Consider the following 12,968-nt stretch of genomic DNA (forward strand, 5'->3'; position numbering starts at 1 on the left):
ACCAAGTTCTATGGCAATTGCGTGAAGATCGCAGGTGCTGACAACCTCCAGGAGCAGTCAGTCGTCCTCAATCCTGAGAAGCGCGAGCTCTACATCAAGGTCTGCAACGCAAGCGACCAGGCTAAGACTGCCGACATCAACCTCAGCATCTTCAGCGGTGTGAAGAAGGGCATGAAGGCTTCAGTGAAGACCCTCAAGGGCCAGCCTACCGATCGCAACGACATCAACAGCCAGCCGATCGCTCCTGTTGTAAGCGACATCACCGTGGCTCCTAAGATGAGCTTCGAGATCGAGCCTTACTCATTCTCGATGATCACCGTGAAGCTCTAGCTCTGAAGTTGTCTGCTTGATTGAGTATGTCTTGCTGTTTGGCGGGCGTAACTCATTAATCAGTAATGTTTTAATACGCGGACGGTTCCCCCGGGAGGAGGAACCGTCCGTCTGGTATATTGCTGATAGTTAGCGACTTACTTTCCCGAAGATGGGTCTGACTATGCCTCGTAACCCTTAGGATTGTTCTTCTGCCAGTTCCATGAGTCGCGGCACATCTCCTCGATACCGTACTTCGCCTCCCATCCGAGTTCGGCCTTCGCCTTTGCCGGATTGCAGTAGCAGGTTGCGATATCGCCCGGACGGCGTGGCTTGATCGAATATGGAACGTTCACTCCATTGACCTTCATGAAGGCGTTGACCACGTCGAGAACACTGTAGCGATGGCCCGTGCCGAGGTTGTAGATGGCGAGACCGCAGTTCTTCTCGATGGCCTGGAGGGCAGCGACATGACCGCTGGCGAGGTCGCATACATGGATGTAGTCGCGGACGCCGGTGCCGTCAGGTGTGTCGTAGTCGTTGCCGAAAACGCCGAGCTCCTTGCGGATGCCCACCGCGGTCTGAGTGATGTATGGCATGAGGTTGTTCGGAATGCCGTTCGGATTCTCGCCCATGGTTCCGGATGGATGCGCACCGATAGGGTTGAAATAGCGAAGGAGGACGACGTTCCACTCAGGGTCGGCCTTCTGCACGTCCATCAGCACCTCCTCGAGCATGGACTTTGTCTGACCATAAGGATTGGTGCAATGGCCCTTCGGACACTCCTCGGTGATTGGAATCATCGCCGGATCGCCATATACGGTCGCGCTGGAGCTGAAGATGATGTTCTTGCAGCCATGGTTGCGCATCACGTCCATGAGCACGAAAGTCGCGTTCATGTTGTTCTCATAGTACTCGAGCGGCTTTGCTACCGACTCGCCCACGGCCTTGAGACCGGCGAAATGGATGACCGCATCGATGTGGTTCTCGTCGAAGACCTTGTCCATCGCAGCGCGGTCGCGAACGTCGGCCTTGATGAATGGAACTTCCTTGCCGATGATGGCCGCAACCCTGCGGAGAGCCTCAGGATTCGAATTGTAGAGATTGTCGACCACAACGACGCTGTGACCGGCCTTGTCGAGTTCGATGATGGTGTGCGAGCCGATGTATCCGGCACCGCCAGTGAGGAGAATGTTCATGTTCTTTTTGCTTTCTGATGTTGTGTTGTGAAATAGACTCGGCAAATATAGTTATATTTGCAATATAAATACTGAATCAGATTATGAAGAAGATACTTTTCATCATGGCGGCGGCTCTTTGTCTTTGCTGCTGCGGAAACAGGAACAATGGTGGTGCGCAGGATGAGGCTGCGGGAGTGGAGGCTGCCGAGGAGGTGGTAGATCTTGATGCGGAGCATGCGAAGGAGTGCCTCAGGTACGGTTCTGCCGCTCCGGAGTTCACCATCCCGCGTCTTGACGGAGGTGAGCTCAGCCTTGCCGACCTCAAGGGCATGTATGTCGTGCTCGATTTCTGGGCATCATGGTGCAAGGACTGTCGTGCCGACCTTCCGAAGATGAAGGAAGCTTTCGAGAGGTTCGGAAGCACAGGTGTAGAGTTCGTCGGCATCTCGCTTGACGATGACCGTGCTGCATGGGAGGCTGCAGTGAAGGAGTTCGATCTCAAGTATATCCAGGTTAGCGAGGGCAAGAAGTGGGCTGACTCTACCGTCGCCCCTCTCTTCGGCATCAAGTGGATTCCGACCATGTACCTCATCAGCCAGGACGGCAATGTACTTCTCGCCACCGTCCAGATCGACAAGCTCATCGATAAGCTTGCCGAGGTTACCGGACTTTAGCTGGCGACCTGCTGAAGAATGTCGCCCGCCTTTTGTCGTGGCATGTAAAACATTGAGGATTAACAAGATATGTAAAAACGGGTGGTCAATTTTTGACTACTCGTTTCTTGTTAATGTATTGTGTATTAAACTGTTAGGTGCCACGACGCAAGCGCGGAGAGACATGATGCATTGGCTAATCCCGATCACGGCCTTGCGGTAACCCAGTCGGGATGTGAGAGTTTGCTGCTCTAGGACATGGCAGCCCGCGGACAATCACGGCCTTGCGGTAACCCAGTCGGGGTATGAGAGCTTGCGGGTGAGGGACATGATGGACTGCTGGCGCTTGCGGACGTAGTTGGAAGGCTTGTCCGGATGCATCTTGAGAGGATTCGGCAGGCAGACAGCGACCAGACATGACTCAGCGAGAGTGAGCTTCGACGGCTCCTTATGGAAATAGATCTCCGAAGCGGCACCGATGCCGTATATGCCTTTGCCCATCTCTATCACATTGAGGTAGACCTCCATTATCCTCTCCTTGCCCCAAATCTTCTCGATCAGGACTGTGAAGTACGCCTCGAAGCCCTTGCGCACCCATGTGCTCTTGCCGCGGGTGAACACGTTCTTTGCGGTCTGCTGCGAGATCGTGCTTCCGCCCCTGTGGCGCTTGCCGGCCTTGTGCTCCTCAATCGCCTGCTGGATAGCCTTCCGGTCGAAACCGTCGTGCTTAGGGAAGAGATTGTCCTCACTGCTCATCACAGCCTTCACCATCGTCGGATTGATCTGCTCGAGCGGCACCCAATGGTAATGGGTCTTGAACCCCTCCTCCGCCCGGAACTCGATCGCACGACGCACCATCAATGGAGTGAACGGCACATTGACGTACTTGAGGGCCCCCACCCACAGCACAGTCACCGCGATGAAGATCAGCGGGGAGAGCAGGATGAGCCTGAAGAGTCTGCGGAATGGTCGTTTCATGCAACAAATTTAGAATTCTGCTGCGGTAACGTCAAGAAGTCTGTGGCCCGAAGTGACAACTTTGGTCTCTACGGTGTCGAACTTATATCCAAGTTCCTTGAATGAGCAACGGCTGATGCAGTACTCTGCCGGATAGATCTTGTATGCCGAAGTGATCTTGTTGATGCCGAGCACGAATACTACCTGGTCAGGATCCTCACCTCCGCATATCTCGATGATGGAAGCAGCATCATTGCGATCCCATACCCTACCGTTGTCGTAGAGATTCTGAGGAGTGTACCAGATAAGCTCCATCATCTGCTGGGCTGAAGTACACTGCTCGAAATATGGGATGTACTGAGGGTCCTTCCTCGCCTGATCGAACTGGTACTGCGAAAGTGCAGCCATCACGTCTCCGATCTGAGAGTCGGTTGCGGTATAGAAATCGATACCGAAATAATTCATTGAATCACCATTGAAGCTCATCGCATTCGAAACGACACCCTGCGAGCCGGTCTTGTCATATCCTGTGACATGGAGAAGCACTCCGAGCTCACGGTTGTCATACGCATAGATGAGAGTATGGAGATTCTTGGTGCTCTTCTCATCGATCTTGACGAAACCCTTGAGAGAAGGAGAGAATATCATCCTGGTGACCTTCGACACGATGCGGAGCTTCTCGTCCACTGCAGCGACAGTGATCATCACGTCAAGATCAGGGTAATTCTCATTTGAAATCAGATCGGTGCCCATTGACGCAATCTCTGAGAAGGTCGAACCGAGCGACACCTCATTGCTCATGTAGTAGCTCATGTAGGTAGTCACGAGTTCGTCATCCATCTGCGAGAACCTCTCCTGAGTGCCGATGAAGGTGAACGCATACCAGCCGACATCATCACGGCTCGGAGTGATCTCTGCGACGAAGTCGAAAGGCCTGCTTTCGGTCATGTTGATCTCGAAGCTCACATCGTCAGTGTGGACATCGAGCACGGTAGGATCTGTAGTCACCTCACCGGCTCCATTGAGTCCGAATACGATGAAAGTATAGTCCGTATCGGTCATGAGGCCAGGGAAATTCACCATCTGGCTTCCGACCTTGAGGATGGACCCCCAAGTAGCACCGAGGTCAACCCTCTTCTGGAGCCCCTGAACTATCGACTCGGGAGTGACTCCCTGCTTCTTGAATGTCTCGGTCTCATACTTCGCGATATAGAACGGAGTCGCCTCCGGAACCTCGACCTTGATGTCTACTGAAGTCAGTCCGCACTCAGAAACCGAAGCCCTGAGGAACATCTCCTGAGGGATCTCGATAGGCTCCTCGCAAGCAGACACGAAAAGACATGCTACAATAGCGATTATTGAAAGAACACGAATCTTCATCCTATTTCCTCCTTCTCATCAAGAATAAACCAAGGAATGCGATCGCTACAGCGATGATTCCACCGATTATCATGCCGGCAGAACCGGCACCACCACCTACAGGGACGGTGAGCGTCACCTCAGACGGAGGAGTACAAGTGTCCTCGGTACATGCCATCCAATAGATGTTCACATCGACGTCGCTCTTCTCGACCGAAAGCTCGATGTCCTGGGTGAAGACAGCCGTACCCGAGATCGTTCCGATCGAAAGTTCGAGCACCTCATCATGCTCCTTCACGACCTCGCTCACGACCTGGACTTCGCCGGCGATGCTGACGCCCTCTCCGGAGATGGTGATCTCCGTGGCGGTAGCACCATAAGGATAGTCATCGCAATCATAGATATGGTAGCCGTCCTCGATGGATCCGGTGACCGTGATGCGCCAAATATTTCCGTTGATATGTGCAGCAGATGCTGACCATGTTACAGGTGACTCCATTACTTCGCTTCGTATTTGAGGGTTGAGCTCTGACCTACTGGGACGATGACGCTGTTGTCGACGAACTCCGTATGGTCATGATAATATGTGAACTTCTCTACAGCCTGAGGACCGGATACGTTAGCCCTGGTCACGTAGATCACGACGGAAAGATTCTTCCTGTCGAGAATGTTTGCCGGAAGCTCCATCGTATAGTTGAATGCATTGATGCTGCGGTCGGCAGCGACGAACTCGTCACCGGTCAGCATCGTGGTCGCATACGCACGCACCACATTGTCATGCTTGAACTGCTCCAGCTCGGCAGCCGTGTACAGATTCGTATAGTCGGTCTGGGCAGCCACCACTCCGCTTTCCAGGAGGGCGACATGGACATGATAGGTTCCGGCCTTCTTCACGAAGATGGTCGGATGCACCTCAACCTTTCCGCCCGAGTAGCCGACCTGCGCACTGATGGCGGTCTGGGCCTTGAAAGAAGCCTTCTCCTCGCTGCAGAATGCCTTGATGATATTGTAGAAGGTAGGTGACGCAATATTATATGCCAATCCCCTCTCATCGAGGGTGAGAGTCGGCTTTCCGGTCACGGCAAAGCGCTTCTCGTAGCGCGAAGACTCGCTGAAACGAAGCTTCGATACGGAATTCGCATCATAGAAACAGATGCAGTTAAGCCTGCCTGGCTCCTCGGAATTGAACCTCGCGACATCGTACGCCAGATTTGGACAGTAACCGCACCAGTCACCTGTGAATCGATATCCGAGCACGCCCCTGTAGAACTCACGGGTCCAGTCCACATCGATATGAGCGGCCTGGTTAACTCCCACCTGAAGCATCTTGCCGTCAACAGTCGTGAAAGTGATGTTACCCTTCCTGGCAGTTGATTTCTTATTGGCAACAAGACCGAACTCGATCTCCTTCTCAGCACCTCTTCCGCTGAACGAAGTCGACGGAGGAAGCACAATCCACTCCACATCCGTGCCAACGGTGAAACCAATGTTCGACTTCACGCGCACGACGAAGCTTCCCTCCTCCGGCACATAGTACATCTCATTGTCCGTACTGATGAGCTCGATGCTCGGCTGGACGAAACTGTACATCAAGGTGTTCTCACCGTCCAGGATATAGAACGCTCCGGAACGCTGCTTCATGGTCGAGTTCTCGTCGAAACGGACGGTGATCTTGTTCTCGCCAGGGAGGCCTGCGGAAGGAGTGACATATATCCATTTGTTCTCGTTCACCACGCTCCACCTGCTGGTCGCAGTGAAAGTATACTCGATCGAAGTCTTGTCCGACGCTACCGTAGTAACCGACGCGGAAGACTCATCCGGATGGATATTTGGCTGGCAAGCGACAAGACCCACGCATACGAGGACCATGGACGCAAGCCCGGAAATCATATTACGAATTCTCATGATTGACTAGAATGAGGTTGTAAGCGTAAAGTTTGCACCGGTATAGGCAGGAATCAGCCTGCACACGCCACCGGCACACTGATAACCCTCACGGAACCTTCCGAAGTTGAGAGCTGCACGGATCCTCGAATGCGAATAGCTGAGACCTCCGTTGAAATAATGGGTGCGGGTGTAACCGTAGTTCCACATGTCGCTGACAGAGAAGCTCCAACCCGGAGAGATCGTATACTCGACCGTACCGGCGCACCAGTTGCCATCGCCCTGGCCGCTCCACAGATGCTGGTACTCTGCGCGCACTGCATGCTTGTTGTTGATCTTGTAGGTCACATCACCGACTATGGTATGGCTGCGGCGGAACTCATACGACGGATGGGCACCCACCCTGTTGTTGTATGTCTGCCAGGTGTAGAGCACGACAGTCTTGACATGCTTGCCCCACCATCTCTCTCCGTCGACCGTCAGATCCCTGAAGTAGAGCTCATTCGCCTTGATCTCCGGCGCAGGTGACGGACCATAGAAGGTCGAGAAGTTTGCATGTACCCTCATACCTCTATTACCGCCGATCCTGGTGCCGCGGGCGAAGAAATAATACACGTCCGCCTGACCACCGATCTCACCGTTCATCTGGCTCTGGTATGGGTTCAGAGCAGCGAGAGAATAGGTATGCTGCTGGGTGAGAGCAGGAATGTAGTTCAATGCTGTGAACATCGTGCCCTGGTTATAGTCGGACTGGAAGCCTGCATTGAGAATCTGCCTGAAGGTGAGGTTCACTCCGAGACCGCCACGGGTGTAGCTGCCCTCCGCGAGGATGGCGCGGGACTTCTGCTTATTGTAGTTGTTATACACGCTCACGTCCGAATTCCTTGCGACATACTCCCCCTTCAAGGTGAGCCCGTTCCAGTCGAACACGAGACGTCCGGAAGCTCCGTTGACATCCGGATTGATCAGACCCTCCATCCACTCGCTCTCGAGCGCCTGATGCTTGTTCAGGAAGCTACCCTCGAGGGAAAGATTGAAGAGATCGCCACGACCTGCGAGTTCCATGATGTTCACGCTGAGGTCGGCACCTATGATTCTCGAATCGTAATTATACTCCTTGAAAGCCTTCGGGAAAGCGACCATCGCCTTGAGCGAGATCTTTCCATCCCAGCTGTAGCCTAGATTCACTCCTTCCAATGCCGTGTTCAGGCCTAGAGACCTCTCCTCATACGCCCTGAAGAGAAGGCCGCTTCCGTACTGCTCATAGAAATCGCCCACCGTAGCGGTGAAGCCCTTGTCGCGGAACCTTATATACTTGTTCGAAAGCGAGAAACCCTTAAGCTGCTCAGGATATCCAAGCAGCTGTGGGAAATAGCCCTCCATCTGGAGACCTCCCTCGATCAGACCGACCCCGAAATCAACCTTCAGGTAATTGTTCGAACCGAAGCTGCCCTCCGGACGTACGCTACCTCCGGCAGGATCATTCACATAGTAGATCGAATTGGACTCGAGTCCGCCAGTCACATAGCCCTGGCTCCAAATACTCTGCGCCGAAACGGAAACCCCTCCCGCAAGCAACGCGCATATAAGTATGCTTCTCTTCATTTATAGTTTCTTACAACTTCTTCAATGTCTCATAGACAGCCTGCTCATCGCCGGGAGTGTAACCGATATGGGTGTACACGATCTTGCCTGTCTTGTCGAGAATGAACATCGTCGGATTGCTCTGGACGTTCATCGCCCTCTTGAAATCACCATTCTTGTCAAGGGCGATCACGAAAGGCCACCCGCGACCCTTCGCAAGCGGCACAGCCTTGCTGCTGTTCCTCGAATCATCGGTCGAAACTGCCAAGACCTCGAAGTCGAACTCGTCCTGCCAGTCGAAATAGCAGTCGCTGATCGCGCCCATCTCCTGGAGACAAGGCTTGCAGGAAGTGTCCCAGAACGAGAGCACCACAGGCTTACCCTTCGGAAGCAGGCTTGCGACCGAAACTGTCTCTCCCTTTGCATTGGCCACATCAACGGTGGTCACCACTTTTTGTGCATAAGCCATGACTGCAAAGAGAAGTGCAGCCATGGCCATCATGAATTTCTTCATCTATGTACTCTGATTTATTTGAGGACGAAGCTGGTAGTATTGAAAGCATCGTCGATACCGTAACCGAGAGCGTAAGAATTGTCAGGTGCGATGTAGCACATCTTGGTCTCTACGAATACGTCGAAAGTCTCAGAACCGATCATCTCGGCAACATCGACTGCGCTCTTCTCACCGGCCTTCCAAACATAAGAATGTACAGGCTTAGGATCCCACATGCTCTGCATGGTTGAGCCGACGATGGTACCGTCGTTTGAGATGCTGCCTGGCTCGAAGTCACCGTTCTCGCAGATCACGAGCTCCTTGGTCTTGAGGTTGAAGCGAGCCGCAACGGTAGGAACATCGAACTCGTCTGAGTACTCCTGGACAGTGAGGGCAACCCACTCACCGTTTGCGCTGATGCTGCATGGATGGAACATCATGTATGGTGCGGTCACAGGCTCAGCAGGCTCCCACTCGAATGGATGGAAGAAAGCTGCACAGATAGGATCTGCAACGTAGCTGCCGTCAGCCTGCCTGTTCCAAACTACGAGAGGCCAGCTTGCAGTGTCGTCTACAACGAAGCCACAAAGTACGCTCGCGTCAGCAGACATCCACCTTACCTCACCACCGTCAACTGGGAATCCGAGTTCCTCAGCAGAAGGCACTGGAAGGGTGATTCTGTCGGTAGCAGCAGTGAAAGGAGCCTTCCAGATGCAAGGGCGAGGGTTGTATCCATTGTAGTAGAAACCTGCGATGAGGTCCTCGGCCTCATTGATGGTGTATGCGGCTGAACCGTCCTCTACGTTTACGGTATAGGTCTCGCCCCAGAACTCATCATAGATCTCCTCAACATCTGTGTTATAGTAAAGGAAGCTGCCAGAAGCACCCTTGCCCTTGAAAGCATAGTTGTTGAATGTGTCCTCGCCAGCGTTCACGTCGCGACCCTGGCCGACTGCGGTACCCTTTGTGCTGATTCCGAAAGAATCGCCAAGGATGTTAGCTATATCAACAACGTCATTGTTCTCGATATCCCAGACTGCAGGATTGCCGCTCATGAAGTTCGAACCGGCAGCGAACTTACCGTCTGGAGTTCCGACGAGAGCCATCATTGCGACACTCTCGCTAGACGGAGAGATCACGACCTCGGAGAAGGTTCCGTCATATGAAGGAGTATCTGGAGGTAAGATTACCTCACCACCGTTGTCGTCTGGATCAGGTCCTGGAGTTGGAGTAACTGCTGGCTTGTTGCAGCTGATGGCGGTCACAGCAAGGATTGCCATCGAAAAGAATGAAATCTTCTTCATCTGTTAAAAATGCTAAGTTCTAATTCGGGTTCTATCTGAATATTTTGATAGTAAATCAGATATTTGATACATTAATGATGCAAATATAGTAAAAATTTCCTTTTGTGTTTTCAATATCATAGCTAACAATTATTCTTACCTTTATTGAAAACAGTGCATCAGATGTTCAGAAGACTCTTACTACTCGCATCCGCAACGCCCTCGCCTCCCACGACCCTGACCTTCGGGTGGTGTTGGTGGATTAGTCCCTACCTCGACGAAACGTCTAGGGCGTTGCGGACGATGTCGGTGAAGTCGGAACCTTCCATGACCTGGAGACCCTTGATGGTGTAGCCGCCCGGAGTAGCGATCTTCGCAATCTCCTCCTCCGGATTCGTACCGTGCGCAGCGACCAGCATAGCCGCACCCTTGACGGTCTGGAGCACGACCTTGATCGCATCATCCCTGTCGAAGCCCAGATCCGTACCTCCATCCACCGAAGCGAGAATGTACTTCATCGCGTACGCAACTCCACATGACGCGAGCGCCATTCCCGAGTTCATCATCTTCTCGTCGATGATCAGCGACTTGCCAACACTGTCGAAGATCGCCTTCACGAGCGAAATCTGGATCGGAGTCGCGGAGATAGGAGCGATGAAAGTGAGGCCTTCGTTCAGCTCCATGGCCGTGTTCGGCATCGCAAGAAACAGGATAGGCGATGCGCAAATGGCAGAGCCGGTGCATCCGCAAGCGTCAGTGCTTGCGCATTCGCATGTATCAGCGCCTATGGATGCGGACCCGAACCACTCCTGGTACTTCGACGACGGCACACCTGCGACGAAGCTGATGATGATCTGATTCGCAAAATCGATGGCCGGAGCAATCTCCATGCACACCTTCTCCACCGTGTTCGGGCGGACGGCAAGAATGATTACGTCTGCACCCTTGATAGCCTCCCTGTTGTCGAGACATGTGTGGATACCGGTTCCGACGAAGGTGTCGAGAGTCGCCTGACTGTGAGCGGTAACGGTGATGTCACCTGGAGTAAAAAGTGAGCTTGTCGAGAAGCTTCGAGCTGCCGTTCCACCCATGTGGCCGGCACCGATTATGGTGATTTTCATATTTCTTAAGTTCGTTTGGGGACACTAATATAGTCATTTTTCTTATGCGGACTTGACCGTAAGCAAATAATACTATTCTTCTACTGTAGAGAGTGTAGTTTTTATGTACAGTTAAGGCAGCGATACTCTAGTTTCATGCCTAGCGTCACTGATGTCGATACAAACGGCGCCTTTGTGTCGTGGCGGGCAAGTGGCTGATGCATGGATTTTGGCGTGGCAGGCAAGTAGATGATGCATGGATTTTGGCGTGGCGGTCAACTCGCTGAAAATCAAAGCGATAACTAAAAACGGGTAGTCGAAATTTGACTACCCGTTTTGGATTAACTTATTGAGTTCTAGTGTGTTATCAGCCACGGAGGATATAGGTCTTTATCTCCTTTCGAGTGAAGATTTTCTCAATGATGCCTTCCCTGTTCATCAGCAAATTTCTTCTGCAGAACCTGCTTTCTTGGATGCCTTTTTCTGGGGTCAATGGATGTCGTTGTATCTGTAGCAGATTTCTTCGCAATCCTCAGCGTCGAATTTTTCAGGATCGAAGTATCCAGGCTCCATCGCGTACCACTCAAGACGCTCTTTTTCTTCCGAGGTGAGGCGCTTGCGGGCTTTCTTTTTCTCGTAAATGGCGAGAAGGTCCTCATATCCCCACACTCCACCGCAATCCTCTGGCGGGCAGGCGCGTTCGCCCTTGATGAAGCTGATGCGAAGCTCATGCTCCTTGTAGTCTCCGATCGAGGAGAGGCGGAGATCATGGCACCATGAATCGCCGAAGTCATATTCCCATTCGATGGTTTTGCCTTTCTCGTTGAGGATGTCGGAGAGGGCAACGTCCTCCTGGTTGAAGTTGCGTATCTCGCTGAAAAGAGGTGGCAGTTCGCCTTCGCGCTGGTAAGCTGGTGCGTAATAGCTGTTCCCTTTTCGGAACTGGTTCATGTGGAACCCTGACCAGTCCATGAGCTCGATCAGCAGTTCCGACAGGTGGCGCAGGCTGATGTTTGATGGCACATTGAACTTGCGGTAAATGGCCGGCTTGAGGTCTCGAAGGGTGATGCGAAGTGTGTATTTCTTCACATCCTCGCGCGGGAGGAAGTGTGGGTATGGCTTGCCCTTCCCGTCCTCATCAAAGCCACCGTCTTCACCCGGGCTACCGAAGTCATCGAAGTCCTCGAAGTTATCGGAATCTGGCGTAGGGAACATTTCATCCATCTTCGCCCTCAGCTCGTCCTTTTCGTCCTTGGACATCTTCGACAGGTTCTGAGCAAACTGGAACATTGCCTCCTGCAGCTCTGGAGGCAGCTTCTCGTAGAACGACTCAAACCAAGCCATCTGTTCAAGCTGTTCGGGAGTCATCCCATCAATGATACGTTGAGTCTCCTCTTCCTGTTCTTTTGTAAGTTTTGACTGCTTCTTTTTCGTACTCATATTTTCTATGCTCGTCTCGTTTTCGTTAGTATTATTATTTCTTAATACAAAAACCCAAAGGCCCAGAGGGGGATCTTCTTGAAGGTGGCGTTGACGATGTCGTCTGCGGCTACATAGCCGTTGTCGCCATCCTTTATCTGGCCGAAGCCCTTGTCAGAGCCTCCGACCTCGATGATGACGTCCCCATCTATCTTGAAGTCACCGGTGGTCAGTCCGCCATATTCGACCTTGTGGCCGGCGGACTGAAGCTGGTTCACGAAGAAGCTTTCCCTCAAAGTACCGATCTGAGGAGTAACATCTGACAGGACGCTGATCATATTGGGGTTGTCCAGCAGGATCTTGTCAGGCTTCTGAAGGTCAGTGATGGTAGAGAGGTTCTGGAACAGACGCACGATCAATTTCGCCTCTTCCATATCCTTCATGTACTTCAGGAGGGTGCCTCTCTGGATACCGATAGACTTCGATAGCTTGGCAATATCCACCTCATAAGGGACCATCTGTGAGATGATCTTCACCAGAGCCTTCACCTTCCTGGTATTGCCCATTTCGAGCTTGCGCTGAGAGGTCAGCTCGAAATTGATGATATAGTCAATGACATTCTCCACCTGGATAGGATAGGAGTTTCTGCTCTCGAAGAAATAAGGATAATAGCCCTCCGAGAGGAACTTCTTGAAATGCTCCAGCGGCGAACACTTCTTCTTCACTACCGTGCAGAAAGAGTTCGC

The 12,968-nt window shown here is 52.4% G+C and carries 12 protein-coding genes and 1 pseudogene; 2 read left to right on the top strand and 11 right to left on the bottom strand.

Annotation, left to right across the window (positions count from 1 at the left end; all coding sequences use genetic code 11):
• Positions 1 to 330 (top strand): hypothetical protein (locus AC06ND_RS03340; RefSeq protein WP_475677580.1); only part of this gene is annotated, 330 nt, incomplete at its 5' end.
• Positions 331 to 491: 161 nt separating this feature from the next.
• On the opposite strand, the gene galE is transcribed toward AC06ND_RS03340, so the two are convergent.
• Entirely contained in the window at positions 492 to 1,508 is a 1,017-nt protein-coding gene (gene galE / locus AC06ND_RS03345) for a UDP-glucose 4-epimerase GalE (protein WP_475677581.1), read from the bottom strand.
• Between the two features lie 83 nt (positions 1,509 to 1,591).
• Here galE and AC06ND_RS03350 point away from each other — a divergent pair, with 83 nt between their 5' ends.
• On the top strand, positions 1,592 to 2,164 hold the full coding sequence (locus AC06ND_RS03350; protein WP_475677582.1) for a TlpA family protein disulfide reductase: 573 nt from the start codon (positions 1,592 to 1,594) through the stop codon (positions 2,162 to 2,164).
• A 255-nt stretch (positions 2,165 to 2,419) separates the two neighbouring features.
• Here AC06ND_RS03350 and mtgA read toward each other — a convergent pair whose 3' ends face one another.
• The 10 genes and pseudogenes from mtgA to AC06ND_RS03400 all read right to left on the bottom strand — a co-directional run.
• A complete protein-coding gene (gene mtgA, locus AC06ND_RS03355) occupies positions 2,420 to 3,121 on the bottom strand; it encodes a monofunctional biosynthetic peptidoglycan transglycosylase (RefSeq protein WP_475677583.1) in 702 nt (233 codons plus the stop codon).
• A 9-nt stretch (positions 3,122 to 3,130) separates the two neighbouring features.
• Positions 3,131 to 4,480: a hypothetical protein gene (locus tag AC06ND_RS03360; RefSeq protein ID WP_475677584.1), complete on the bottom strand. Its 1,350-nt coding sequence runs from the start codon at positions 4,478 to 4,480 to the stop codon at positions 3,131 to 3,133.
• A 1-nt stretch (position 4,481) separates the two neighbouring features.
• Positions 4,482 to 4,958: a hypothetical protein gene (locus tag AC06ND_RS03365; RefSeq protein ID WP_475677585.1), complete on the bottom strand. Its 477-nt coding sequence runs from the start codon at positions 4,956 to 4,958 to the stop codon at positions 4,482 to 4,484.
• Positions 4,958 to 6,364, bottom strand: coding sequence for an Omp28-related outer membrane protein (locus AC06ND_RS03370; RefSeq protein WP_475677586.1), 1,407 nt, complete (start codon positions 6,362 to 6,364; stop codon positions 4,958 to 4,960). Before AC06ND_RS03370 ends, AC06ND_RS03365 begins: the two co-directional genes overlap by 1 nt.
• Before the next feature lie 6 nt (positions 6,365 to 6,370).
• On the bottom strand, positions 6,371 to 7,948 hold the full coding sequence (locus tag AC06ND_RS03375; protein ID WP_475677587.1) for a DUF6029 family protein: 1,578 nt from the start codon (positions 7,946 to 7,948) through the stop codon (positions 6,371 to 6,373).
• Between the two features lie 10 nt (positions 7,949 to 7,958).
• Positions 7,959 to 8,441 carry a TlpA family protein disulfide reductase gene (locus AC06ND_RS03380; RefSeq protein WP_475677588.1) on the bottom strand — a complete coding sequence of 161 codons (483 nt, stop codon included), beginning with the start codon at positions 8,439 to 8,441 and terminating at the stop codon, positions 7,959 to 7,961.
• A gap of 14 nt (positions 8,442 to 8,455) precedes the next feature.
• A complete protein-coding gene (locus AC06ND_RS03385; RefSeq protein ID WP_475677589.1) occupies positions 8,456 to 9,724 on the bottom strand; it encodes a hypothetical protein in 1,269 nt (422 codons plus the stop codon).
• 248 nt (positions 9,725 to 9,972) lie between these two features.
• A complete protein-coding gene (locus AC06ND_RS03390) occupies positions 9,973 to 10,824 on the bottom strand; it encodes a pyrroline-5-carboxylate reductase family protein (protein WP_475677590.1) in 852 nt (283 codons plus the stop codon).
• A gap of 468 nt (positions 10,825 to 11,292) precedes the next feature.
• Positions 11,293 to 12,243: an IS1096 element passenger TnpR family protein gene (locus AC06ND_RS03395; protein WP_475677591.1), complete on the bottom strand. Its 951-nt coding sequence runs from the start codon at positions 12,241 to 12,243 to the stop codon at positions 11,293 to 11,295.
• A 41-nt stretch (positions 12,244 to 12,284) separates the two neighbouring features.
• Positions 12,285 to 12,968: pseudogene (locus AC06ND_RS03400) on the bottom strand (AAA family ATPase); the annotation flags it as partial.

The sequence above is a fragment of the Candidatus Cryptobacteroides sp. genome (assembly GCF_056207615.1).

Excerpts from the sequence above, each read along its gene's own strand:
- galE (WP_475677581.1), bottom strand. The coding sequence starts at position 1,508 with ATGAACATTCTCCTCACTGGCGGTGCCGGATACATCGGCTCGCACACC.
- AC06ND_RS03350 (WP_475677582.1), top strand. The coding sequence starts at position 1,592 with ATGAAGAAGATACTTTTCATCATGGCGGCGGCTCTTTGTCTTTGCTGC.
- mtgA (WP_475677583.1), bottom strand. The coding sequence starts at position 3,121 with ATGAAACGACCATTCCGCAGACTCTTCAGGCTCATCCTGCTCTCCCCG.
- AC06ND_RS03360 (WP_475677584.1), bottom strand. The coding sequence starts at position 4,480 with ATGAAGATTCGTGTTCTTTCAATAATCGCTATTGTAGCATGTCTTTTC.
- AC06ND_RS03365 (WP_475677585.1), bottom strand. The coding sequence starts at position 4,958 with ATGGAGTCACCTGTAACATGGTCAGCATCTGCTGCACATATCAACGGA.
- AC06ND_RS03370 (WP_475677586.1), bottom strand. The coding sequence starts at position 6,364 with ATGAGAATTCGTAATATGATTTCCGGGCTTGCGTCCATGGTCCTCGTA.
- AC06ND_RS03375 (WP_475677587.1), bottom strand. The coding sequence starts at position 7,948 with ATGAAGAGAAGCATACTTATATGCGCGTTGCTTGCGGGAGGGGTTTCC.
- AC06ND_RS03380 (WP_475677588.1), bottom strand. The coding sequence starts at position 8,441 with ATGAAGAAATTCATGATGGCCATGGCTGCACTTCTCTTTGCAGTCATG.
- AC06ND_RS03385 (WP_475677589.1), bottom strand. The coding sequence starts at position 9,724 with ATGAAGAAGATTTCATTCTTTTCGATGGCAATCCTTGCTGTGACCGCC.
- AC06ND_RS03390 (WP_475677590.1), bottom strand. The coding sequence starts at position 10,824 with ATGAAAATCACCATAATCGGTGCCGGCCACATGGGTGGAACGGCAGCT.
- AC06ND_RS03395 (WP_475677591.1), bottom strand. The coding sequence starts at position 12,243 with ATGAGTACGAAAAAGAAGCAGTCAAAACTTACAAAAGAACAGGAAGAG.